Source organism: Rhizobium viscosum (assembly GCF_014873945.1).
Classification (GTDB): Bacteria; Pseudomonadota; Alphaproteobacteria; order Rhizobiales; family Rhizobiaceae; genus Rhizobium; species Rhizobium viscosum.
Window position 1 is genome coordinate 928,790 of the sequence record NZ_JADBEC010000001.1, and the last position, 22,370, is coordinate 951,159.

Genomic DNA, 22,370 nt, shown 5'->3' on the forward strand with positions numbered 1-22,370 from the left:
GTGGCGGAGCATTCGGATTATAGCTACCGCGACGACCCATCCGTGCCGGCTTTTGCGGACGACAAGCCGCTGCTCCTTTTCGATGGCGAATGTGTCTTCTGCTCCGGCTGGGTACAGTTCCTGCTGAAGCGGGATAGAGAAAAACGCTACCGCTTTATCGTCGCCCAGACGCCGCTTGGCGAGGCGCTCTACCGGCATTACGGGCTGGAGACGCGGGACTATGAGACCAACCTGCTGCTCGACAGGGGACGGGCTTATTATAAGTCCGATGCGACGATCCGGATGCTGGAGGGGCTTGGCATGCCGTGGGCTCTGGCCGGGGTGTTGCGGATCGTGCCGCGGCGGATTGCGGATGCAGCCTATGGGGTGGTTGCGCGAAACCGGCTGAGGATAGCGGGGCGACGGGAGACTTGCATGGTGCCGACGGCTGAAGTGCGGGAGCGGTTTCTGGGGTAGGCGTGCGCTGGACCGCACGGGACTTGCTGGCTCGTCGCATTCCAGGAGAGGTTTGTAGTAGGGGTGTTTTAATATGCCTCACCGTATCCCGGCCCTTCGCGTGGCTCAGGGCGTTCGGCCCTGCAATCGATTCACTGGATCGATTGCTGCTGCTCCGCAGCACCGGGCCTCACCCACCCGCGATCCCCAGAAGTTCTGAATCGAGGGCACCAAGATATTGCTCGGCCTCTTCGGCGCTGAAGCCGAGATCGTGCTGGCCATAGCGGGAGGCGACGCGCACGTCGACGAAGGTGGTTTCGGCCTCTTCGCGCAGGCGGATGATGAAATCGAAACGCAGACCGAGGATGAAGGTGCGGGTCGTGCCTTGCAGGATCACGCCATTGGCGCCGCGGATCAGCTTCGCCACATCGTCCTCATAGGGGCGCGGCGTCGGCACGGGGATGACATCGGGCGAATCGGCCACACCGCTTTCCGGCTGCGGCGGAACGGGCTTGTCTTCAAGTTCGCGGCCGGGCGTCGTGTCGCCTTCGCTCTTGGTGATGGTGATGCCGTTTTGCTTGGCGACCTTCTTTACGGCTTCGAGAACACGGTCGAGCGCGCCGTCGTAACGGCGGCCCGTGAGCTCCGGATAGGCGGCAAGCTGCCTCTCGCGGTCGCCTGACGTCACGACGGGTTCGCGGGGCAGCCAGATCTGGTCGGCCTGCGGCGTCGACAGCCAGTCTGGTGCGGTGGCCGTATCCGTCGTCACGTCATAGATCGCCGGCAGAGTGAAATAGCGCTCCGCCGCAAAGGCGCCGATACCGAGCGGAAAAGCGGCATAAATGAGCGCCGCCAGCGCATTCAATCCACCTTCGGCACCGGTCATCCAGAGGCTGCGCAGGCCGATGGCGGCCAACAGGGTCGCGAGGATCGCGCAGCCGACGGAAACGAGCAGTACCAGAACGAGATAGGGTGTTGCCAGACCGCCGAAGCGATGGGCTATCAGCACCGCCATCGAAAGCACAAGCGCAAACGCCCCGAAGTGCCGCGAAAAGCGGGCAGCGCTGGAAACGGGACGATCGAAACGGATGGCCATCAAACTTACCGGTTGGTCGGCAGCGACGCATCGGACGCGCCAGCTGCCAACGACTTTTCTAGTGCAAGATTCGTCTAAATTGAAACTCTTGTCTGAGCATTGCCAACGCAATCCACGTCAAAGGTCCAAGCCTGAGGGCATTCCTTCCGTAAGCTATTGCTGATATGCCGTAAAAAGGCCATTCTGCCGGGGTCTGATACATGTCCCACGAAACAGGAGAGACAGATGATCTCGTCCGAAATGAGGGAAAGGCCGCAGGCATCCTCGCTTAGCGGCATCGAGCGTGCTGAGCCGCTCCTGCCGCTGGAACTTCTCGAACTCGAACTTTCGCTGGAAGGCTATGCCGATGGCGAGGCCGGATTCTGCGAAGCGGTGCGCAAAGCTGCTGCCGAAACCCATGGTGAGTTCCTCTTCGACCTGCCGGCGGCGGGGCTTGTTGAGGATTGCAGGCGAATCGCCGTGCTGCGCATCCCGACCTCGGACAAGAAGATGCGCGTGGTTCTGGCACTGCTCGACCAGAATGGCACGGAAATCCGCATGCAGGCGCCCGATCACGATACTGAACATCTGGTGCGTTTCGCCGATGCCTTCATCGAGGTTCTCGAGCGGATCTGAATTCTAAAGCGTGTCGCGATCTCTAGGATTCGGCCGCCGCGCTTTAGCTCTTTGTTTTACGCATGTCGTTATCGCAAAACCGCTGCACAGTTTTGCGCGACATGCCTTAATCGCGGCCGGCTGCAGCTTCCGCCAACGAGCGGAAAGGAAACTTGCGGCCGCATTCGCATTTCAGCATGAACGTTTCCTGATGGACCGAAGGGCGCTGCACGAAGAAACCGCGCGGCAGCTGATCCACCTTGAAGTCGGGGGTCTTGCGCTTGGCATCGTCGATCTCGGAGGCTTCGGCAAAACCGCTATTGCCGCATTGGGGGCAGGTGAGTTTCTTCGAGAATCGATCGCGGATCGCCATAGTGCTCTTTCCAGTGCTGCTGTCTCTGCTCTTACATAGGAACGCATGGCGACGAAAGTGGAACCAAGCATGTATCCTGTCGTTCCCTCCTCAGTGAAGGAGGCGAATCATGCCGAAAAGAGATCCGATTCACACGTCCGGCGCAAAGAAGCCGCTCGGCCCGAAGCCGACCCCTGGTATTCGTGACCGCATTCAGGAAAAACCACCGCTGGCGCCGGCACGCGACCCGAGCGATACGAAGAACCCGGAAGGCCGGCCGCTTGACCCGGCGCTGTTGCCGATTGGCGACCCAGCGGGCGCGGCTTGATATCAGGTTGACGGCGCCTGGCAGATGGATTTTCTTGGTCGGACGTTCATGCTCAAGGAATAGACCGATGCGCCCATATGTTCTGCCGCTTCTTGCCGTTCTGGCCGCCGGGCTTGCCGCCTGCCAGACCCTGACGCCCGAGGAGCGCCGGGCACGTGACGAACAGACCTGCCTCGGCTACGGCTTCAAGCGCGGAACGGACGGCTTTGCAAACTGCCTGCAGCGCATCGATCTCGACCGCCGCGCGCAGGCCCGCTACGACAGCGACTGGGTTATGGCCGACATGGCCTATAATCTGAACGGTCCCTACGTTTATCCGCGCTACTATCGCTACCGTCACTGAGCGCCTGAAATCACCGCCTGCGCGGCTGCAAGCCGCGCAATCGGCACGCGGAAAGGCGAGCAGGAGACGTAGTCGAGACCGATCGTCTCGCAGAAATGGATCGAGGCGGGATCGCCGCCATGTTCACCGCAGATGCCGAGCTTCATATCGTTGCGCGTGCGCCGGCCGCGCTCCGCAGCGATGCGGATCAGCTCCCCTACTCCATCGAAATCCAGGGATATGAAGGGATCATGCTCGATGATGCCCTTGCGCTGGTAGGTCGGAATGAAGGCCGAGGCATCGTCGCGTGAAATGCCGAAGGTCGTCTGCGTCAGGTCGTTGGTGCCGAAGGAGAAGAACTCGGCTGCTTCGGCAATGACATGGGCGCGCAATGCGGCACGCGGCAGTTCGATCATCGTGCCGACCAGATAATCGATACGCATCCTGGCTTCCGACATGACATCCAGTGCAACCGCATCGATCTTCGCCTTCACGTAATCGAGCTCGGAGCGCAGACCGACGAGCGGCACCATGATTTCGGGAACGACGGCGGCCCCCGTTTCCTGTGCCGCGGCAACCGCCGCCTCGAAGATGGCGCGGGCCTGCATCTCGACGATTTCAGGATAGGAGATGGCAAGGCGGCAGCCGCGATGGCCGAGCATGGGATTGAACTCGTGCAGTGCATCGACGCGCTGGCGCAGGGCCGAAGGCTCCATGCCCATGGCATAGGCGACCTCGGCGATCTCCTCATCACTCTTCGGCAAAAATTCGTGCAGCGGAGGATCGAGCAAGCGGATCGTTACCGGCAGGCCGTGCATGACGGTGAACAGGCTGGTGAAATCGCCCCGCTGCATCGGCAGGAGCTTGTCGAGCGCGCCCCGCCTGCCCTTCTCGTCCTCGGCCAGGATCATCTCGCGCATGACATGGATGCGCTCGCCCTCGAAGAACATGTGTTCGGTGCGGCATAGGCCGATGCCTTCGGCACCGAAGGAGCGGGCGGCGCGGGCGTCGGCGGGCGTGTCTGCGTTGGTGCGCACAGTCATGCGGCGGGCGCGGTCCGCCCAACCCATGATGCGGCCGAAATCGCCCGACAGTTCCGGCTGGATCATCGGCACCTCGCCCTTAAGGACCTGGCCGGCGGAGCCGTCGATGGTGATGACATCGCCCTTTTTCAGCGTGACGCCGACGCCAATCAGCCGCTCATTGCGGGCGTCGATGCGCATGGTGCCGGCGCCGACGACGCAGGGGATGCCCATGCCGCGGGCAACGACGGCCGCATGGCTGGTCATACCGCCGCGCGTCGTCAGAATGCCTTCGGCCGCATGCATGCCGTGAATGTCTTCAGGGCTCGTCTCGACGCGCAGCAGGATGACCTTGCGACCTTCCGACTCTGCCTCAACGGCCTCTTCCGCCGTGAAAACGATCTCGCCGGTCGCTGCACCGGGCGAAGCCGGCAGGCCGGAGCCGATTACCTGACGGGTAACGCGGGGATCGATGGTCGGATGCAGAAGCTGGTCGAGCGTCGAAGGCTCGATGCGCAGGACGGCTTCTTCCTCGGTGATGACGCCTTCGTCCACCATGTCGACGGCAATCTTCATGGCTGCCCGTGTCGAACGTTTGCCGGAACGCGTCTGCAGCATCCAGAGCTTGCCGCGCTCGATGGTGAATTCGATGTCCTGCATATCGCGGTAATGGGCTTCGAGCCGATCGCAGATGCGGCCGAACTCGGCAAAGGCCTCCGGCATCAGCTTTTCCATCGAGGGCTTTTCGGAACCTGAGGCTATACGCCCCTCCTCTGTGATGCTCTGCGGCGTGCGGATGCCGGCGACGACGTCTTCGCCCTGTGCATTGACGAGGAACTCGCCGTAAAGCAGCTTCTGCCCGGTCGAGGGATTGCGCGTGAAGGCGACACCCGTGGCAGACGCGTTGCCGAGATTGCCGAAGACCATCGCCTGGATGTTGACCGCCGTGCCCCAGGCTTCCGGAATATTATGAAGGTGGCGATAGGTAACGGCACGTGCGCTCATCCAGCTAGAAAACACCGCGCCGACAGCACCCCAGAGCTGTACCGCAGGATCCTGCGGGAAAGCCTCATCCAGCTCTTCCTCGATCAGCGCCTTGTAGAGCGAAACGACATGCTGCCATTCGGAAGCGTTGAGTTCGGTATCGAACTCGTGGCCAAGGCGCCCCTTCTCGTCCTCGAGGATTTCCTCGAAGAGATCATTGCCGAGCCCCATAACGACATCGGCATACATCTGGATGAAGCGGCGATAGCTGTCCCAGGCAAAGCGCGCGTCGCCGGCATCATGGCCGAGGGCCTGCACCGTCTCGTCATTCAGGCCGAGATTGAGCACCGTATCCATCATGCCCGGCATGGAAACACGGGCACCTGAGCGAACGGAGAGCAAAAGAGGCTGTTTGCCCGCACCGAAACGGCGGCCTGTAATCTCCTCGATACCCGCAATGCCTGCGAGCACCTGCTCCTTCAGCGCTCGATCGATCTTGCGGCCGTTCTTGTAATAGGTGCTGCAGGCTTCGCTGATGATGGTGAGTCCGGGAGGAACCGGCAAGCCGAGGCTGCACATTTCGGCAAGATTGGCGCCCTTGCCGCCAAGGATCTCCTTGTCTCGCGCCCGGCCTTCAGCCTGCCCGTTGCCGAACGTATAGACCCACTTGGTCATCTTCCCCCCAACACCATTTCGGGGACCAGCTTAATCCCTTGGTGTTGAAATGAAAATCGACAAATGCGGCGAAATGTTGCGCCGCACAATAAATCTGTAACAGGATAAAAAATCAAACGATTGAAACTGATGAGGCGCAGCGAAGGCGCATAAAAAAAGCTTTGCGGGACTGCAACAACGGTCCCGCAAAGCCTTGTTTCCGTCCGGCCAGGAAAACCGGACGGGGGGTCCATTTATGCCTTGTGACCTTCGGGGCCTATCCCCAACCCGAAGACAGCATTGCAAATTCAACGGATCACAACGACCGATTGCTACTTATCCGTAACGGCGCGGTTGCGATAAAACAACTTCTAATGCAATACACGCAAAAGAGCATCACCCAAATGGGGTACGCACCCGATGTCAGGGTGACCTTTTTTGGTCTTTAATTAAAATGCCCCCTCAAGCCGTCTCACGGAGACGCTCTGCGGTCTGCAAATCGACCGAGACAAGTTGAGAAACACCCTGCTCGGCCATCGTGACGCCAAAGAGGCGATTCATGCGCGCCATGGTGATGGGGTTGTGGGTAATGATGACGAATCGGGTCTCGGTGGAAGCCGCCATCTCGTCCATCAGATTGCAGTAACGCTCGACATTGTGGTCATCGAGCGGCGCGTCCACTTCGTCCAGCACGCAGATGGGCGCGGGATTGGTGAGGAAGACGGCGAAGATCAAAGCCATCGCCGTCAGCGCCTGTTCGCCACCCGAGAGCAGCGTCATGGTCTGTGGCTTTTTGCCGGGCGGGCGGGCAAGAATTTCGAGACCAGCTTCCAGCGGATCGTCGGATTCGATCAGTTGCAATTCCGCTGTGCCACCGCCGAAGAGGTGGGTGAAGAGGCGCTGGAATTGGGCGTTGACGACATCGAAGGCGGCGATCAGGCGCTCACGGCCTTCGCGGTTCAGGCTCTGGATCGCCCCGCGCAGCTTTCTGATGGCGTCGATGACGTCGTCACGTTCCTTGATGAGCGCTTCCAGCTTCTCGCTGAGTTCCTTCTGCTCCTCGTCGGCGCGCAGGTTGACCGCACCCAACCGCTCGCGCTCCATCCGCAGTCGCTCCACCTCGCGTTCGACCTCGCGCGGATCCGGCAGGGTCTGCAGTCCCGGCCGGTCGGCAAGGCGCATCGCCTCATGCGGCTGCACATTCAGTGTCTCGCGAATGCGCTGTTCGCTCTCCTGTCGTTTCTCGCGTGCGGAGACGAGGCGTTCCTCGGCGCGGCCGCGGCGCTCGCGGCTTTCGGCGAGTTCCGAAAGCGCGGTCGCCGCCTTGTGGTCGGCGTCACGCTGCAGCAGTTCGGCCTCCGCCAGCAGATCAGCGGCATGACGGCGGGCCTCCTCGGCCTTCTGCAATTCCGTTAGTAAAGCGCGGCGCTTGTCGTCAAATTCATCAGGCGCCATTTCGAGCTCGGCAGCCTCCTCTCGGGCCTCCTCCTCGCGCTCGCGCAGCGTGGCGATGTGATCTTCAGCGCTTGCAGCGCGCTGGCGCCATGTTTCGCGCTCCTGGCCGATGGCGACGATGCGGCGCTGGCGCGCATCGTTCTCGCGGTTGAGGCTTTCATGGCGCGCGCGTGTTTCAGCAAGCGCACCGCGATCGGTCGCGACTTCGGCCTGCTGGAAGCGCAGCCGGTCATCGAGCGCGGTTAGATCTGGCGCATCCTCCAGCTCGATGCGGGCATTTTCTTCCTGAACGGCGACATCTTCGAGCTGCGCCTGCAACTGGCTGACGGCTTCGGCGATGACGTCGCGGCGACGAATAAGGTCGCCCGAAGCGCGCTCCGCAGCAGCCAGAGCCTCGCGTGCCTCGGCCAGATGACGGGCGGACAGGCGGTTCATGTCGCGGGCGTCAGTGAGCCTGCGCTCTTCTTCTCGGATCGTATCGGCAGCAGCGGCAAGGCGCTCCTCTGCCTCGGTCAGAACATCGCGAGCAAGTTCCGCCTCACCTTCGAGTTCAGCAAGGCGGTTCTTCTGGGCGAGACGAAGAGCGGCCGCACTCGGTGCGTCCGCACCGGTGACATGGCCATCCCAGCGATAGACGGCGCCTTCCCTGGTGACCAGCTGCTGGCCGGCCTTGAGCTCCTTCATCAGACGCGGCACATCGGTGGCGGTCGCCAAGCCAATCTGGCGCAGACGACGGATCAGCGTGGCAGGTGCTCGAACATGGTTCAGCAGCGGCTCGGTACCGGCAGGCAGTCCCGGATCGCCGGCGCCATCGCCATTTTCCGACCAGTGGGCAGGCGCATTCGGGTCGAGGGGGGATTCGAGGTCATCTCCAAGGGCGGCACCGAGCGCCGTTTCGAAACCGCGATCGACTTTCAGCACTTCGGCAACCGGCGGGAATTCGCCAGCAGCGGCGCCTGCCAGCATGCGCTGGATGGTGCGTGCTTCCGTCTCAAGCGCGTTGAGCTTGCTGCGTGCCTGATCGACCGGAGCGCGGGAGAGCGCTTCCGTCTCGCGCGCCTTGGCCAGCGCCAGTTCGACAGACTGGATCGCCGCTTCGGCCTCGGCGACAGCAATCTCGCCGGCCTCCACCACTGCGCGCTTTTCTTCCGGGTCAGGCAGAGTCGCGATCCTCTCCCCGACACCGGCGAGTTCGCGATTGGCATCGTCCATCTGGCGTTCGAGCCGCAGCTTGCGGTCAGCGAGGTCGCGAATTGCGCGTTCCAGCTGATTGCGTCCGGCTGCGGCTTCAGCGCGCTCTGCGGTCAGGGTGGTGAAGATACGCTCGCTGTCGGCAAGTTTGGCGGCCGCCTCTTCGAAAGCCCGCTGCGTCTCTTCGGCATAACGGCCGGAATCGGCCAGAATTTCAGCAATATCGGCCTCTTCGGCATCGAGTCTCGCAAGGAACGTGGCATTATCGGCGACAAGCCGCTCCTCGCGTCTGATGTCTTCGGCAAGTTGCGCCAGACGGCGAGTGAGTTCATCGCGGCGGCGCAGGATGCGGTTGGCATCCTCTTCGAGCTGGCTGCGGGCGATCTGCAGGCGCTGGAGTGCGGCAGCCGCTCGCGCCTCGCCCTCGCGCAGTTCGGGCAGCTTCAGGGCGGCGATGCCCTGGTCCTTTGCCGCATTCATCTGGATCTGCGCCTTCTCGGCAACGACGACGGTTGCCTGGTTCAGCGCGCTGTCGGACTCGGCCTCGGCTTCCTTTGCCTGCACCCAGCGGATATGCAAGAGCATCGCCTCGCGGGCGCGGATATCGGCAGAGAGCGTCTTGAAACGGTTTGCCTGGCGGGCCTGGCGCTTCAGGCTCTCGATCTGGCTTTCGAGCTGCGAGGTGACGTCATCCAGCCGTTCCAGATTGCTTTCGGCGGCACGCAGGCGAAGCTCGGCCTCGTGGCGGCGGGAGTGCAGGCCGGAAATGCCGGCGGCCTCTTCCAGCAACTGGCGGCGGGCCTGCGGCTTTGCGGCGATCAGCTCACCGATGCGCCCCTGCCCGACCATGGAAGGAGAGCGAGCGCCGGTGGAAGCATCCGCAAAAAGAAGCTGCACATCCTTGGCGCGGCTTTCCTTGCCGTTGATGCGGTAAATCGACCCCTGCTCGCGCTCGATGCGGCGGGTGACCTGGATTTCATCGCTGTCGTTGAAGGCGGCGGGTGCAGTGCGCTCGCCGTTATCAAGATAGAGCGCGACTTCGGCGGTGTTGCGCGCCGGGCGGTTTCCGGAACCGGAAAAGATCACGTCATCCATGCCGGACGCGCGCATGTTCTTGTAGGAATTCTCGCCCATGACCCAGCGCAGGGCCTCGACGAGATTGGACTTCCCGCAGCCATTCGGGCCGACGACGCCGGTGAGGCCGCGCTCGATGATGAATTCGGTCGGTTCCACGAAGGACTTGAAGCCGATAAGGCGGAGCTTGTTGAACTTCATGCGGGGAGCTCCGTGGCAGAAAGCCCCCTCATCCGCCTGCCGGCACCTTCTCCCCGCTGGGGAGAAGAGACTTGCGGCAAACGCCGTGCCCACATCTTCCGTCGAATAATGGAAGCGAAAAGTAGGCAGCGTCCCCCTTCTCCCCTCGGGGAGAAGGTGCCGGCAGGCGGATGAGGGGGCCGCACCCACAAGCTGCGCTCAAAACAAAAAGCGGGCGCACGGCTTTCGCCGTCGCCCGCCTTCGCAAAACGGTACGGATCAGAGGAGGCTGTCGATGAGGGCCGACATGGTGTCAACCGGCATGTCTCCAGAATAGCGCTTGCCATTGATGAGGAACGTCGGCGTGGCATTGACGCCAAAATCCTTGGAACCCCGTTCCCGCGTGGCATTCACTTCATCCAGCAGTTTCTGGTTCGTCAAGCACTTCGTGAAGCTATCCTCAGTAAATCCGGCAAGCTTCGACATCTGCAGCAGCGCAGCACGGCCATCATCGGCGGCAGCCCAGACCTGCTGCTGCTTGAAGAGCATGGCGACCATCGGGAAATACTGTTCCGGCGTTGCGAGCTCTTCCGGCTTCTGCGGGTTGCAGCGGGCGAGCATGAAGGCGGCGGCAGCGCGCGGATCGAAGGGGAATTCGCGCAGGATGAACTCGACCTTGCCGGTGTCGATGTATTTCTGCTTGATGGTATCGAAGGTCGTGTTGTGGAAGTGGGCGCAATGCGGGCAGGTCATCGACATATATTCGACGATCTTGACCGGGGCATCGGATTTGCCGAGTGCCATTTCCGGCAGCGCGCCAGGCTCCAGCACCTTGGCCATGTCAACATCGCCGTCCGGCTTCGGGATTTCCGGGGCTGCTTGCGCCTGCGCCGTACCGTATACCGCCATGGATGCGGTTGCGGCGGCGACACCGCCCAGAAGCTGGCGTTTCGTCAGTTGCATTTCAGAGATGCGCATGGGTTCCCCATAAACAAGTGTGGCAGCTAGTTGTGCGATATAACGGCCAGAAGCCGCGAACAAGGCACGCTTCGCCAACTTTCTTCAAAGAATTGTGACCTGCGAAAGACGAAGCTTTAAAACCGTGCAGGATTTGGTGTTATCGATACACATCGCGGCGATTGCCAACGCGCACAACCAGAATCCGTACCGCGCCGTCGTCGATATCGGCAATCACGCGATAGTCTCCGACGCGGTATTTCCAAAAATTTCCCAATTCGGATCCCTTCAGCGCCTCCCCGAGCGATCTTGGATCGTCCAGCTTAGCAACGCGATCGTTCAGAAAGCGGAGGATGCGACTAACAGCGTCGCGACCGAGCTTTTCGAGCTCACGCTCGGCAGCCCGGTGAAACTCAATTCTCCACGCCATACCGCTTCATCAACTCCGGGAGCGGCACTGTATCGGTTTCTCCCTTGCGGAACTCCTCGAGACGCTTTTCTGCAAGGAAGATATCTTCCATATCGTCAAGGTGTTCGAGAATGGCCTGCCGCGCATAGAAACTCTTGCTTCGCCCAGTGCGTTTTGCAAGCGCATCCAGCCGAGCTTCAATTTCCGGCGGCAATCTTAAAGCAAGCATGGCTGCCTCCGTTTGCTATACATGTATAGCATTGGGCCAGTCCGATACCAAACGAAATCTATTTGCCCCGCTTGCCCAATACTGCCGTACCCAGACGAGCGATCGCCTGGCGCAATTTGTCATCCTCTATGCCCTGCATCATGCCTTCCAGCTTGCGGGCGGCTTCGCCCTTCAAAGGCGGTGGCGTGCGGGAGCGTTTGACCGGCTGGTAGACCGGCTTCTGGACGATGCGGAGTTGGTGGACGGCGGCGAAGCCGAAGAAGCTGTTGATGCGCTGGATGAGTTCGCCTTGCGCATGGGTCAGAAAAAGAGCGCGCGCGCCTTCGCAGGCAACCGTCAGCACGCCCGGGCGGAAGCTGCCGTCATCGCCGCCGCGGGCCCAGGCGATCTTTTCCGGTCGGGTGCAATCGGCGAAGTCCTCGCCGGCGATTTCGTCCCATGAGCCGAGAAGCGCGCTGTTGATGCCGGCACGGCGGGCGAGAACGGGATCGATGATGCCGTTCGTCAGCTCGGAAATCTGCTTCCCATCTTTGCGTGGATAACTCATCGAAACCTTGGTAAGCGATGGCCATTCGAGGCCATCGGCTTGATCACGCCGCTTTGCTTTGCCAAGTATAGAGCACTTCCCCCGATTGCGGCAAATAATGACGATACGCACACCGGACGCGCCGACCGCCTCCCCTCTTCTCGAATGGTACGACCGCCATCATCGCGACCTGCCCTGGCGGGTTTCGCCGCCGATGGCCAGACGCGGCATCAAGGCCGATCCCTATCACGTCTGGCTGTCCGAGGTGATGCTGCAGCAGACGACGGTGCAGGCGGTCAAACCCTATTTCGCCAATTTCCTGGCGAAATGGCCAACGGTGACCGATCTCGCCAATGCGCCGAGCGAGCTGGTGATGGCAGCCTGGGCAGGGCTTGGATATTACGCGCGGGCACGCAATCTCAAGAAATGCGCCGAGGCCGTCGCGAGCCAGCATGACGGCATCTTTCCCGACACCGAAGAAGGCCTGAAAGCGCTGCCCGGCATCGGCGACTATACGGCGGCTGCGGTCGCGGCCATCGCCTTTAACCGGCAGGCGGCCGTGATGGACGGCAATGTGGAGCGGGTCATCTCCAGGCTCTATGCCATCGCCACGCCGCTTCCAGCCGCCAAGCCGCTGATGCGCCAGAAGGTGGCTCTGCTGACGCCAGCCGACCGACCCGGCGATTTCGCCCAGGCGATGATGGATCTCGGCGCCACGATCTGCACGCCGAAGCGCCCGGCCTGCTCGCTCTGTCCGTTCAACGGATCGTGCGAGGCGCTCAGCCTGCATGATCCCGAGCAGTTTCCAGTCAAGGCCACCAAGAAGGAAAAGCCGATCCGGCGGGGTGCGGCCTTCGTGGCAGTCACCTCAGATGGCGATATCCTGCTGCGGCGGCGTGTCGAAAGCGGGCTGCTCGGCGGCATGACGGAAATTCCGACGACGGCATGGACCGCGCGGCAGGATGGCGAGACCTCAGCCGAAGCGGCGCCCTTCAAGGCTGACTGGGAGAGCGCCGGCAGCGTCACCCACGTCTTCACCCATTTCGAGCTCAGGCTTTCGATCTTCCGAGTGGCAATTGCCAATCGCCTTAAAATCGATGACGGCTGGTGGGAGCCGGTTACAAATCTTGAAGCTCAGGCGCTGCCGACTATCATGAAAAAAGCGATCGCAGCGGCTATTCCTCTCGCGTTCAAAACAGCCAAGGGATGATTATGGCAAACGACATCAAGCATATCGTTTTCGATATTGGCAAAGTTCTTATTCATTACGACCCGCATATTCCCTTCAGCCGCCTCATTCCCGATGAGGCCGAGCGCAACTGGTTTTTCGCCAATATCTGCACGCACGACTGGAACATCGAACAGGACCGCGGCCGCACCTGGGCGGATGCCGAAGCGTTGCTGATCGCACAGCATCCGACCCGCGAAGAGCATATCCGCGCCTTCCGCAAGAACTGGCACGAGATGGTGCCGCATGCCTATGAAGACAGCGTCGCAATCATGGAAGGTTTCATCAACGAGGGTCGGGATGTGACCATGCTGACGAATTTCGCCTCCGATACGTTCCGCGAGGCTCAGGAGCGCTTTCCCTTCCTTAGGAAGCCCCGTGGTGTGACCGTTTCCGGCGATGTCGGCCTCATCAAGCCTGACATCGCGATCTACGAAACGCATACCAAGAGCTTCGACCTCGATCCGGCCGCGACGATCTTCATTGACGACGCGCCTGTCAATGTCGAGGGTGCGAAGGCTGCCGGCTGGAATGCCGTGCTCTTTACCGGCGCCGACAAGCTGCGCGCCGATCTCGCCACCTATGGACTGAAGGCCTGAGCCATGGCCTTCGACCCCGCAGCGGCCATTGACCGCTTCCACACCGCGATCAACGATCTAGATTTTCCCGAGATCGAGAACTGGTTTGCCGAGGATGCCACTTATGTCTCTAACGGCGTCGGCAGCCTTGCCGGCCGGGCCGAGATCATGGCCGCATTCCGCCGCTACTTCGACGACTACCCGGACCAGACGGCGGAGAATTCTGTGGTCGAGACGCTGACGCCGTTCTCCGGCCGCGCCGTGTGGTCCGTTCGAGCAACACACAGCAAGACCGGCAAGCCGCTGATCCGCGAAGGCGAGGAAACGATCACTTTCAACGAGGACGGCAAGGTTACGCGCGTCGAGGTGACCGATTACCAGGAATTCTGACGCGGGATCTTAGCGTTAATAATAGGAAGCCCGGGGTCTTTCGGCCCCGGGCTTTCTTTTATGCCTCTTCCCTAACTGGAGGTACAAACCGGAAGAGGCTTGGTCCTGTCCTTGCAAGGAGGTTGCTCAACCCACCTTTGCAAGGTCACTGCGGATGACGGACCGCAATTCGTCGATCGGGCGCAGGGTTTGCCCATCGTCGAAGTGCCAGAAGGTCCATCCGTTGCATGCATCAAGGCCCTGCACTTTCGCGCCGAGGCGATGAATGGAGCCGGCCTCGCCACCAGCGGCGACCGTGCCATCGGCGCGCACGACGGCGCTGTAGCGCCGTTTTGCGTCCGTCAGTACCTGGCCGGGCTTGATGAGGCCGCTTTCGACCAGCACGTTGAAGGCGACGCGGGCTTCAGCCTTCTTGCCGGTCATCACGGTCAGTTCCGCCTTGCCGAGCGGCTCGACGGCGGCGATGCGGGCGGAGGCCGCATCGATATAGTCCTGCTCACGCTCGATGCCGACGAAATGGCGGCCGAGACGCTTGGCGACGGCGCCGGTCGTTCCCGAACCGAAGAAGGGATCGAGGATGATATCGCCAGGCTTGGACGAGGCCATGATGACACGGGCGAGCAATGCTTCCGGCTTTTGCGTCGGATGGGCTTTCTTGCCGTCCTCGCCCTTCAGGCGCTCGTTGCCGCTGCAAATCGGGAAGAGCCAGTCGGAGCGCATCTGCACATCGTCATTGGCCGCCTTCATGGCATCATAGTTGAAAGTGTAGCCCTTGGCCTTGGCGTTCGGGCTTGCCCAGATCATCGTCTCGTGGGCGTTCTGGAAACGACGGCCCTTGAAGTTCGGCATCGGGTTGGTCTTGCGCCAGACGATGTCGTTCAGGATCCAGAAGTTCAGATCCTGCAGCGTGGCACCGACGCGGAAAATGTTGTGATAGGAACCGATGACCCAGATCGTGCCCGTCGGCTTCAGGACGCGGCGGCAGGCAAGCAGCCAGGCGCGGGTGAAGGCGTCATAGGCCTCGAAGGAGGCGAACTGATCCCACTCGTCATCAACGGCATCGACCAGCGACTGGTCCGGCCGGTGCAGTGTGCCACCAAGTTGCAGATTGTAGGGCGGATCGGCGAAGATGACGTCAACGGACTGGCTGGGAAGAGCCTCAAGGGCTGCAACGCAATCACCCTTGATGATCGTGTCGACCCAGGAGCCCGGCTTGACGGAAGTCTTGAGGTCGGCAAGCGGAAATACAGACGCCATGTAGATACTCACTCATACGCTTTACGCTTAACTGTCCGTTATGGTTACGCAAGTTGGTTACCAAAGCCTGAAGCACCGACCCGTTTCGGGAAAATATTCCGGTTTACCTACAAGAAAGAGGCGGACACTCGGCTGCGCCCGCCCCGATTTCACTCCGCCGCCGAGAGTATGTGGACCTGCCTGCTATCCTCAGGCGCCTCAGTGCGCTCGACCATGCCGTAGTCCCTGACGATATGGCCGATGCGCAGGCGATAATCGGCAAAAATGCCGTTGCGGCCAGCCTTCTGGGCCGCCCGATGGGCTTCGAGGTTGCGCCACTCGCGCAGCGCCTCTTCATCCTGGAAGAAGGAAAGCGAGAGGATTTTGCCGCGCATCGTCAGGCTCTCGAAACGCTCGATAGAAATGAAGCCATCAATCTTTTCGAGCTCGGATCTGAGTTCGCCGGCAAGGTCCAGATATCGATGGCGCTCGCCAACATAGGGGATAACCTCGAAGATAACGGCGATCATGGCAGCACGAGCTTCGCATGAGGGGCCGAGACGTTCTTCAGAAAGATGCGGTCCTCTTTCACGATGAAGCGCTCGCGGCGGGCAAATTCGTAATTCTCCCGGCCGAGCGGATCGGCAGCAAGCCTGGCGCGATAGGCCTCGTAGGCCGCGAGGCTTTCGATATTGTAGACACCGTAAGCCGTTGTTGCCGAGCCCTCATGCGGGCCGTAATAGCCGATCAGGTCGGCGCCGTTTCTCGGGATCGCCTGTCCCCAGTTGCGGGCATATTCGGCAAAAGCATCCTTGCGGAAGGGGTCGATCTCGTAGCGGATGAAGCAGGTGATCATCGCTTTCTCCTTTCGTGTTTCGTATGAGAGGCGTTTTCGCACATTGCGATACGAAGATGCTTCGGTTACGATCGAAGTATGAAGGAAGGACCCGACATAGCGCAGATCGGCGCACTCATCGGCGATCCAGCGCGCGCTAATATGCTGGCGGCGCTGACCGGCGGTCGTGCGCTGACCGCGACCGAACTTGCGGCAGCCGGCGGCATCACGCTGCAGACTGCCAGCACTCATCTTTCGAAGCTCGAAACCGGCGGGCTGCTGGCTCAGCGTAAACAGGGGCGGCACCGCTATTTCACGCTGGCCGATGAGGCCGTGGCCCGGCTGATCGAAAGCATGATGGGCCTTGCAGCAAGCCGAGGGCATCTGCGCCACCAGCCCGGCCCTAAGGATCCGGCGCTGCGCAAGGCGCGCATCTGCTACGACCATCTCGCTGGTGATTTTGGCGTGCGCATGCTGGACAGCCTGGTTGCATCCGGATCGATCGATGCCATCGGCGACGGGCTTGCCGTGACGGCCAGGGGCGAGAGCGATCTGCAATGCATCGGCATCGACGTCGGCAGCCTCAAATCCTCGCGCCGGCCGCTCTGCCGCTCCTGCCTCGACTGGAGTGAACGCCGTGCCCATCTTGCCGGCAGCCTCGGCAAGGCGCTGCTTGCGAATTTGATGGAAAAGGGCTGGGCGCGGCGGATGCCGGAAAGTCGATCGGTGGTCTTTTCGCCGGAAGGCGAGCGGCAGTTTCTCAAGCTTTTTCCGCTGGAAGGCTAACAAGGCGCGATAAGCGTATTCCTGAAATGCTTGCGAGCGACCGTGGTGCCAAGCTCGCTCGGGTACGCAGAACCTGAATGCAATTGGATCACGGAAAAGCGCAAAGGCACGCGGAATTCCCCCGAATTGGGAGAATTCACATGCTAAGAAATTCTATAATTTTGAGACTTTAGCCGACGATGGCAAAAGCTTCCCGCTCGCCGCCCTTTTGAGCGGGCTGCGGCGCGCGCCCAATCCACTGCACATGCTTCTGGAGGATGGCAGCAGCCTCCTCCGCCTTGCCTTGGCGAAGTGCGGCAAGGATAGCGCGATGGTCGTGATCGGTCCGCTTTTCCCAGCCCGATCGCCAGGCGGAGAACAGGAAGCGAGCGCTTGCCGCATGCAGGTCATCGATCGAGGCCAGCAGGCGCGGCATCGCGCAAGGGGTGAGGATCAGGCGGTGGAAGCGGCGGTTCGCCTCTTCCCAAGCATGCACATCGGCAGCGGCATCGCCCTCGCGCGTCGCCTCTTCGGCGGCATCGAAGATGGCGGGCGTCAGGTGGCGGATGGCGTGCTTCAGGGCGAGCACTTCGAGGGCAGCACGCATTTCGGCCACTTCTCGCACTTCGGCGAGATCGAATGAGGCGACGCGTACACCACGGCGCGGCTCACTGATCGCCAGGCCCTGCGCCTCGAGCCGGCGAAAGGCCTCGCGCACCGGCACATGGCTGGTCTCGAATTCCTCGGCAACATGGTCCTGACGAAGACGCGCACCGGGCGCAAGCTCGCCATGCACGATGCGCTCTGCAAGCACGCGGGCAATGCGCGCGGCGATGGTGTCTTCAGGTTCCCTGCTCATTGCCATCAAGTAGCGAGCCCTGCAGGGCTTGTCGAGGTGGCATGAAAGCCGCTCCCCCGCAAAGCTGCTCGCACTGTGCATTCCAGCCATGTCTCGCCATCGGTTGAGCTTTCAGCGGCCATCGTGTAAAGCCGCATCATCCCCAAACAAGGCATGAGTATATGGACGGCTTCGACCTCATCATCTTCGACTGCGACGGCGTTCTGGTCGATTCCGAAATCATTGCGGCGGATGTTGAATCCAAGCTGCTGACGGAAGCAGGCTATCCGATCAGCATCGAGGAAATGAACGAGCGTTTCGCCGGCCTCACATGGCAGGACATCCTCTTCCAGATCGAACGGGAAGCCAGCATCCCGCTCTCGGCATCGCTGCTCGATCAGTCTCAGAAACTTCTCGACATCAGGCTCGAACAGGAAGTCCAGGCCATTCCCGGCGTCGAATTCGCCGTCAGCCGCCTCTCGATGAAGCGCTGCATCTGTTCGAACTCCTCGAGCCGGCGGCTCGACATGATGCTGGGTAAGGTCGGCCTGAAGCAGCTCTTTGCGCCGAACATCTTCTCTGCCAAGGATCTCGGCCCCGACCGCGCCAAGCCGAAGCCGGATATCTTCCTGCATGGTGCAAGCCAGATGGGCGTTTCGCCTTCCAGGACCGTCGTCGTCGAAGATTCTACGCATGGTGTTCATGCTGCACGCGCTGCCGGCATGCGGGTGATCGGCTTTACCGGCGGTTCGCACACTTATCCCTCGCATGCTGATAAGCTGACGGATGCTGGTGCGGAGACGGTGATTTCCCGCATGAACGATCTGCCAGGCGTTGTCGCCGCATTGGCAGAGTGGGAAGGCGTGCTCTAAGGGCAGCGGCTTCGCCGCCCTAATGCCTGCAAGAAGCGGCAGCTCTTATTCACGCAACGGGTTTTTTGCTTGCAGAGGCGCGCCCGCTTTCGCGACGCCATTAGGGCTGACCGATTGTCAGCAGCCGGCGCCTCAGCTGCTTTTCTTCTTGGAGTTTTTGACGTTCTTGGCGGGCTGATTGTCGAAGCCGACATTGACCCGGACCAGCGCCCCGGAGCCGACCGGCATCTTGATGCCCTCGTGGCGGAAGATGACCTGCGTGGCCGGCGCGCCGGCCGGGATCTGCGTCGGGAAATTGACGACTTCGGACGACAGGACGTCCTGTCCATCCAGCACCGAGATCCGGATCGGCAGCGTGACCGGGCCTGGCGTGCCGCCTGGGCCGGCAACAAGACGAAGCTGCGCCACGACGGTCATGGAGAGCGCCGTGTCGTTGAGCATGCACTGGCGGCTATAGTCACCGAAAGATGCCTGGAAGACGACCTGCTGCGGATCACCGGTCTTCGCACCTTTCGCATAGGTGCGGTAGATCGCGTCCTGGTCACGCATGAAGATCTGCGGGCATGCACCCTGCACAACAGGTGCGACCGTTCCTTGCGCGGTAATGCCGGTGCCGATCGGGGCCTGGTTCGACGAAGGACTGGTCGGCGCGACCGGCATGATCTGGGCATTGCCGTTCGGCTGAAGCGGAGCGGGGCCGCTGCTCGCAGTTGCGGCTTCAGGCTTGCTGTCGCCGCCGAGGCCGAGCGAATTGCAGCCGGCAAGAGCCGCAAAAAGGAATGCGGAAACGATGAGACGAGAGACCTTGCCGAGCACGATATTCCACCCCTTGCAAACGCTTTTCTTCTAGGTGCTTGCGACTTTCGCGCAAGGCCTTTCATGACAGTTGGCGATGGTCTATATCAGCGGCGCAAAGAAAAATCGATTGGGTAAGCACCGTTTTGATGCACTTTTCGGCGCCGGCTGCGGGCAACTTCAATAGGATACCTGCGACACTGCCCCAGCAGGCCGTTAAGCCCCCTCTTTTCGGCGGAACGGCAGCGTCCCGTTTGCGCACGGAATTTCTCCAGCCATAGATCAAGGATGACGAACGTGGACTATATCTCGACCCGCGGCGAGGCCCCTTCCCTCGGCTTTTGCGACGCCCTTCTGGCGGGGCTGGCGCGCGATGGCGGGCTCTACGTTCCCCGCAAATGGCCGAGCTTTTCCAAGAAGGAAATCCGCGCGCTGCGCGGCAAGACCTATCAGGAGATTGCCTTCACCATCCTTTCGCCCTTCACCAATGGCGAAATCCCCGATGAAACCTTCCGGGCGATGATCGACGAGGCCTACGGCACTTTCCGCCATCCGGCGATCGCGCCGCTGATCCAGACCGGCCCGAACAGTTTCGTGATGGAACTCTTCCACGGCACGACACTCGCCTTCAAGGATGTGGCGATGCAGCTTCTTGCCCGCCTGATGGATTATGCGCTGGAAAAGCGCGGCGAGCGGGCGACTATCGTCGGCGCCACTTCGGGCGATACCGGTGGGGCTGCGATCGACGCCTTCGCGGGCCGCGAGCGCACCGACATTTTCATCCTCTTCCCGCATGGCAAGGTTTCGCCAGTACAACAGCGGCAGATGACGACGTCGACATCAGGCAATGTGCATGCGCTTGCCGTCGAGGGCAATTTCGACGATTGCCAGAACCTCGTCAAAGCCATGTTCAATGACGTTGCCTTCCGCGACAAGGTAAAGCTTTCGGGCGTCAACTCGATCAACTGGGCGCGCATCATGGCGCAGATCGTCTATTATTTCACAACGGCGATCGCACTCGGCGGACCGGATCGGAAGATCTCGTTCACGGTACCGACTGGGAATTTCGGCGATATCTTCGCCGGCTACTGTGCCAAGCGCATGGGCTTGCCGATCGACAAGCTCGTCATCGCCACCAATGAGAACGATATCCTGGCGCGAACGCTGAAGACCGGCCGTTATGACATGAAGGCGGTGAAGGCCACCACCTCGCCTTCCATGGATATCCAGATATCCTCCAACTTCGAACGGCTGCTGTTCGAAGCCTATGACCGCGATGCCTCCAAGGTTCGCGCCGCCATGGAAAGCCTCAAGCAATCCAATGGTTTCGAGATCTCGCCCGAAGCGCTGAAATTCATCAAGAAGGATTTCCGCGCCGGCCGCGCAAGCGAACGACAGGTGGCGGAAACGATCCGCAAGACCTACGCGGAAACCGGCTATCTGCTCGATCCGCATTCGGCGATCGGCGTCTTCGTGGCCGCCAAGAGGGAAAAGCCTAATACCCCGATGGTGACGCTTGCCACCGCCCATCCGGCGAAATTCCCGGCTGCCGTAAAATCCGCCTCCGGTATTGACCCGGCGCTTCCGACGTGGCTTGCTGATGTGATGCACAGGGAGGAGCGCTTCCAGATCATCGAGCCCGAGCTCAAAGCGGTTGAAACCTTTATCGGCAAGCATGCCCGCAGCTAGATGACGGCAGGCGCAGAAAGATAGCACATGACAGTTGAGTGCACCCGGCTCAAATCCGGGCTGACAGTAGTCACACAGACCATGCCGCACCTTGAAAGCGCTGCGCTCGGAGTCTGGATCAAATCAGGTTCGCGCAACGAGACGGAAGACGAACACGGCATTGCCCACCTGCTCGAACACATGGCCTTCAAGGGAACGGCACGACGTTCCGCCCGTGAGATCGCCGAGGAAATCGAGGATGTCGGCGGCGAAGTAAACGCCGCGACCTCCACTGAGACGACCTCTTACTATGCCCGCGTTCTGAAGGATCACGTGCCGCTCGCCGTCGATATCCTCGCCGATATCCTGACGGAGTCCGCCTTCGAGGAAGAAGAGCTGGAGCGCGAGAAGCAGGTCATCCTGCAGGAGATCAACGCGGCCAACGACACGCCCGACGACGTCGTCTTCGACCGCTTCTCCGAGGTCGCCTATCGTGGCCAGACGCTCGGACGACCGATCCTCGGCACACCGGAAACCGTCGTTTCCTTCACGCCGCAGCAGATCCGCACCTATCTCGGTCGCAACTATACGACCGACCGGATGTTCGTGGTGGCGGCGGGCGCCGTCGAGCATGACGAATTCGTTCGCTTGGTCGAAGACCGCTTCGCCAGCCTGCCGACCACGCCCAACGCGCCGCCGGTCATGGAAGCCGCCCGTTATATCGGCGGCAATGTGCGCGAGCCGCGCGACCTCATGGACGCGCAGATCCTGCTGGGCTTCGAGGGCAAGGCCTATCATGCCCGCGATTTCTACTGCTCGCAGATCCTCGCCAATATCCTCGGCGGCGGCATGTCCTCCCGCCTCTTCCAGGAAGTACGCGAGTTTCGCGGCCTCTGTTACTCCGTCTACGCTTTCCACTGGGGCTTTTCCGATACCGGCATCTTCGGCATCCATGCCGCAACCGGTGGCGAGAATCTGCCGGAGCTGGTGCCCGTCATCATCGACGAGCTGCACAAGTCGGCAGACAGCATTCACCAGAAGGAAATCGAGCGTGCCCGGGCACAGATCCGCGCCCAGCTCCTCATGGGCCAGGAAAGCCCCGCCGCCCGCGCCGGCCAGGTCGCCCGGCAGATGATGCTCTATGGCCGTCCGATCTCCAATCCGGAAATGATGGAGCGACTGGAGGGTATCACCATCGAGCGCCTGACCGATCTTGCCGGTCGCCTTTTCTACGATACCGTCCCGACGCTTTCGGCGATCGGTCCGCTCGAGCAGCTTGCCCCGATGGAAGACATCACTGCCTCGCTTTCGGTTCCGGCACCGAAGACGAAGCAGGCAAGCCGCTGACCGACACATA

Annotated in this window: 24 protein-coding genes; 11 read left to right on the top strand and 13 right to left on the bottom strand. The window is 61.3% G+C overall.

Annotated elements, in window-relative coordinates:
- Window positions 1-456 (top strand): thiol-disulfide oxidoreductase DCC family protein, encoded by a 456-nt coding sequence (locus H4W29_RS04725; protein ID WP_192727898.1) that lies wholly within the window; start codon window positions 1-3, stop codon window positions 454-456.
- A gap of 169 nt (window positions 457-625) precedes the next feature.
- On the opposite strand, the gene H4W29_RS04730 is transcribed toward H4W29_RS04725, so the two are convergent.
- On the bottom strand, window positions 626-1,531 hold the full coding sequence (locus tag H4W29_RS04730; RefSeq protein ID WP_192727899.1) for a DUF1499 domain-containing protein: 906 nt from the start codon (window positions 1,529-1,531) through the stop codon (window positions 626-628).
- A 225-nt stretch (window positions 1,532-1,756) separates the two neighbouring features.
- Here H4W29_RS04730 and H4W29_RS04735 point away from each other — a divergent pair, with 225 nt between their 5' ends.
- Window positions 1,757-2,146: a hypothetical protein gene (locus tag H4W29_RS04735; RefSeq protein ID WP_192727900.1), complete on the top strand. Its 390-nt coding sequence runs from the start codon at window positions 1,757-1,759 to the stop codon at window positions 2,144-2,146.
- Between the two features lie 106 nt (window positions 2,147-2,252).
- On the opposite strand, the gene H4W29_RS04740 is transcribed toward H4W29_RS04735, so the two are convergent.
- Window positions 2,253-2,498 carry a hypothetical protein gene (locus tag H4W29_RS04740; protein WP_007818080.1) on the bottom strand — a complete coding sequence of 82 codons (246 nt, stop codon included), beginning with the start codon at window positions 2,496-2,498 and terminating at the stop codon, window positions 2,253-2,255.
- Between the two features lie 109 nt (window positions 2,499-2,607).
- Here H4W29_RS04740 and H4W29_RS04745 point away from each other — a divergent pair, with 109 nt between their 5' ends.
- Together H4W29_RS04745 and H4W29_RS04750 are read left to right on the top strand one after the other, a co-directional pair.
- Complete coding sequence (locus H4W29_RS04745) at window positions 2,608-2,805, top strand: hypothetical protein (RefSeq protein WP_192727901.1); 198 nt, start codon at window positions 2,608-2,610, stop codon at window positions 2,803-2,805.
- A 67-nt stretch (window positions 2,806-2,872) separates the two neighbouring features.
- Entirely contained in the window at window positions 2,873-3,148 is a 276-nt protein-coding gene (locus H4W29_RS04750; RefSeq protein WP_037105558.1) for a hypothetical protein, read from the top strand.
- On the opposite strand, the gene ppdK is transcribed toward H4W29_RS04750, so the two are convergent.
- From ppdK to H4W29_RS04780, 6 genes are all read right to left on the bottom strand, one after another.
- A complete protein-coding gene (gene ppdK / locus H4W29_RS04755) occupies window positions 3,142-5,808 on the bottom strand; it encodes a pyruvate, phosphate dikinase (RefSeq protein WP_192727902.1) in 2,667 nt (888 codons plus the stop codon). The genes H4W29_RS04750 and ppdK overlap by 7 nt on opposite strands.
- Before the next feature lie 441 nt (window positions 5,809-6,249).
- The gene (locus H4W29_RS04760; RefSeq protein WP_192727903.1) at window positions 6,250-9,708 is read right to left on the bottom strand and encodes a chromosome segregation SMC family protein; all 3,459 of its coding nucleotides are present in this window, start codon (window positions 9,706-9,708) and stop codon (window positions 6,250-6,252) included.
- Window positions 9,709-9,966: 258 nt separating this feature from the next.
- Complete coding sequence (locus H4W29_RS04765) at window positions 9,967-10,665, bottom strand: DsbA family protein (RefSeq protein WP_192727904.1); 699 nt, start codon at window positions 10,663-10,665, stop codon at window positions 9,967-9,969.
- A 139-nt stretch (window positions 10,666-10,804) separates the two neighbouring features.
- Window positions 10,805-11,074, bottom strand: a complete 270-nt coding sequence (locus H4W29_RS04770; RefSeq protein ID WP_192727905.1) for a type II toxin-antitoxin system RelE family toxin — start codon at window positions 11,072-11,074, stop codon at window positions 10,805-10,807.
- On the bottom strand, window positions 11,058-11,282 hold the full coding sequence (gene relB, locus H4W29_RS04775) for a type II toxin-antitoxin system RelB family antitoxin (protein WP_192727906.1): 225 nt from the start codon (window positions 11,280-11,282) through the stop codon (window positions 11,058-11,060). Before relB ends, H4W29_RS04770 begins: the two co-directional genes overlap by 17 nt.
- 58 nt (window positions 11,283-11,340) lie before the next feature.
- A complete protein-coding gene (locus H4W29_RS04780) occupies window positions 11,341-11,829 on the bottom strand; it encodes a DUF721 domain-containing protein (protein ID WP_192727907.1) in 489 nt (162 codons plus the stop codon).
- 97 nt (window positions 11,830-11,926) lie between these two features.
- On the opposite strand from H4W29_RS04780, the gene mutY reads away from it, so the two are divergent.
- Genes mutY through H4W29_RS04795 form a run of 3 tightly spaced genes read left to right on the top strand, consistent with a single transcriptional unit; the run spans window position 11,927 to window position 14,004 of the window.
- Window positions 11,927-13,018, top strand: a complete 1,092-nt coding sequence (gene mutY, locus H4W29_RS04785; RefSeq protein WP_192727908.1) for an A/G-specific adenine glycosylase — start codon at window positions 11,927-11,929, stop codon at window positions 13,016-13,018.
- A gap of 2 nt (window positions 13,019-13,020) precedes the next feature.
- Window positions 13,021-13,635: an HAD family hydrolase gene (locus H4W29_RS04790; RefSeq protein WP_192727909.1), complete on the top strand. Its 615-nt coding sequence runs from the start codon at window positions 13,021-13,023 to the stop codon at window positions 13,633-13,635.
- Window positions 13,636-13,638: 3 nt separating this feature from the next.
- Window positions 13,639-14,004, top strand: coding sequence for a nuclear transport factor 2 family protein (locus H4W29_RS04795; RefSeq protein ID WP_192727910.1), 366 nt, complete (start codon window positions 13,639-13,641; stop codon window positions 14,002-14,004).
- A gap of 126 nt (window positions 14,005-14,130) precedes the next feature.
- Here the strand turns inward: H4W29_RS04795 and H4W29_RS04800 are convergent, their stop codons facing one another.
- From H4W29_RS04800 to H4W29_RS04810, 3 genes are all read right to left on the bottom strand, one after another.
- A complete protein-coding gene (locus H4W29_RS04800; RefSeq protein WP_192727911.1) occupies window positions 14,131-15,261 on the bottom strand; it encodes a site-specific DNA-methyltransferase in 1,131 nt (376 codons plus the stop codon).
- Between the two features lie 149 nt (window positions 15,262-15,410).
- Entirely contained in the window at window positions 15,411-15,770 is a 360-nt protein-coding gene (locus H4W29_RS04805; RefSeq protein WP_192727912.1) for an antibiotic biosynthesis monooxygenase family protein, read from the bottom strand.
- Window positions 15,767-16,096, bottom strand: coding sequence for an NIPSNAP family protein (locus H4W29_RS04810; protein WP_192727913.1), 330 nt, complete (start codon window positions 16,094-16,096; stop codon window positions 15,767-15,769). The genes H4W29_RS04805 and H4W29_RS04810 overlap by 4 nt, the downstream gene beginning before the upstream one ends.
- 78 nt (window positions 16,097-16,174) lie before the next feature.
- Here H4W29_RS04810 and H4W29_RS04815 point away from each other — a divergent pair, with 78 nt between their 5' ends.
- Window positions 16,175-16,861, top strand: a complete 687-nt coding sequence (locus H4W29_RS04815) for an ArsR/SmtB family transcription factor (RefSeq protein ID WP_192727914.1) — start codon at window positions 16,175-16,177, stop codon at window positions 16,859-16,861.
- 169 nt (window positions 16,862-17,030) lie between these two features.
- Here H4W29_RS04815 and H4W29_RS04820 read toward each other — a convergent pair whose 3' ends face one another.
- Window positions 17,031-17,699 (bottom strand): GntR family transcriptional regulator, encoded by a 669-nt coding sequence (locus tag H4W29_RS04820; RefSeq protein ID WP_192727915.1) that lies wholly within the window; start codon window positions 17,697-17,699, stop codon window positions 17,031-17,033.
- A gap of 161 nt (window positions 17,700-17,860) precedes the next feature.
- Between H4W29_RS04820 and H4W29_RS04825 the strand changes: the two genes are divergently transcribed.
- Entirely contained in the window at window positions 17,861-18,550 is a 690-nt protein-coding gene (locus tag H4W29_RS04825) for an HAD family hydrolase (protein WP_192727916.1), read from the top strand.
- A 132-nt stretch (window positions 18,551-18,682) separates the two neighbouring features.
- Here H4W29_RS04825 and H4W29_RS04830 read toward each other — a convergent pair whose 3' ends face one another.
- Window positions 18,683-19,369 (bottom strand): hypothetical protein, encoded by a 687-nt coding sequence (locus tag H4W29_RS04830; protein ID WP_192730672.1) that lies wholly within the window; start codon window positions 19,367-19,369, stop codon window positions 18,683-18,685.
- 264 nt (window positions 19,370-19,633) lie between these two features.
- On the opposite strand from H4W29_RS04830, the gene thrC reads away from it, so the two are divergent.
- Both thrC and H4W29_RS04840 read left to right on the top strand, forming a co-directional pair.
- Window positions 19,634-21,034, top strand: a complete 1,401-nt coding sequence (gene thrC, locus H4W29_RS04835; RefSeq protein ID WP_192727917.1) for a threonine synthase — start codon at window positions 19,634-19,636, stop codon at window positions 21,032-21,034.
- 27 nt (window positions 21,035-21,061) lie between these two features.
- The gene (locus H4W29_RS04840) at window positions 21,062-22,360 is read left to right on the top strand and encodes a M16 family metallopeptidase (protein WP_192727918.1); all 1,299 of its coding nucleotides are present in this window, start codon (window positions 21,062-21,064) and stop codon (window positions 22,358-22,360) included.
- Window positions 22,361-22,370 lie beyond the last annotated feature (10 nt).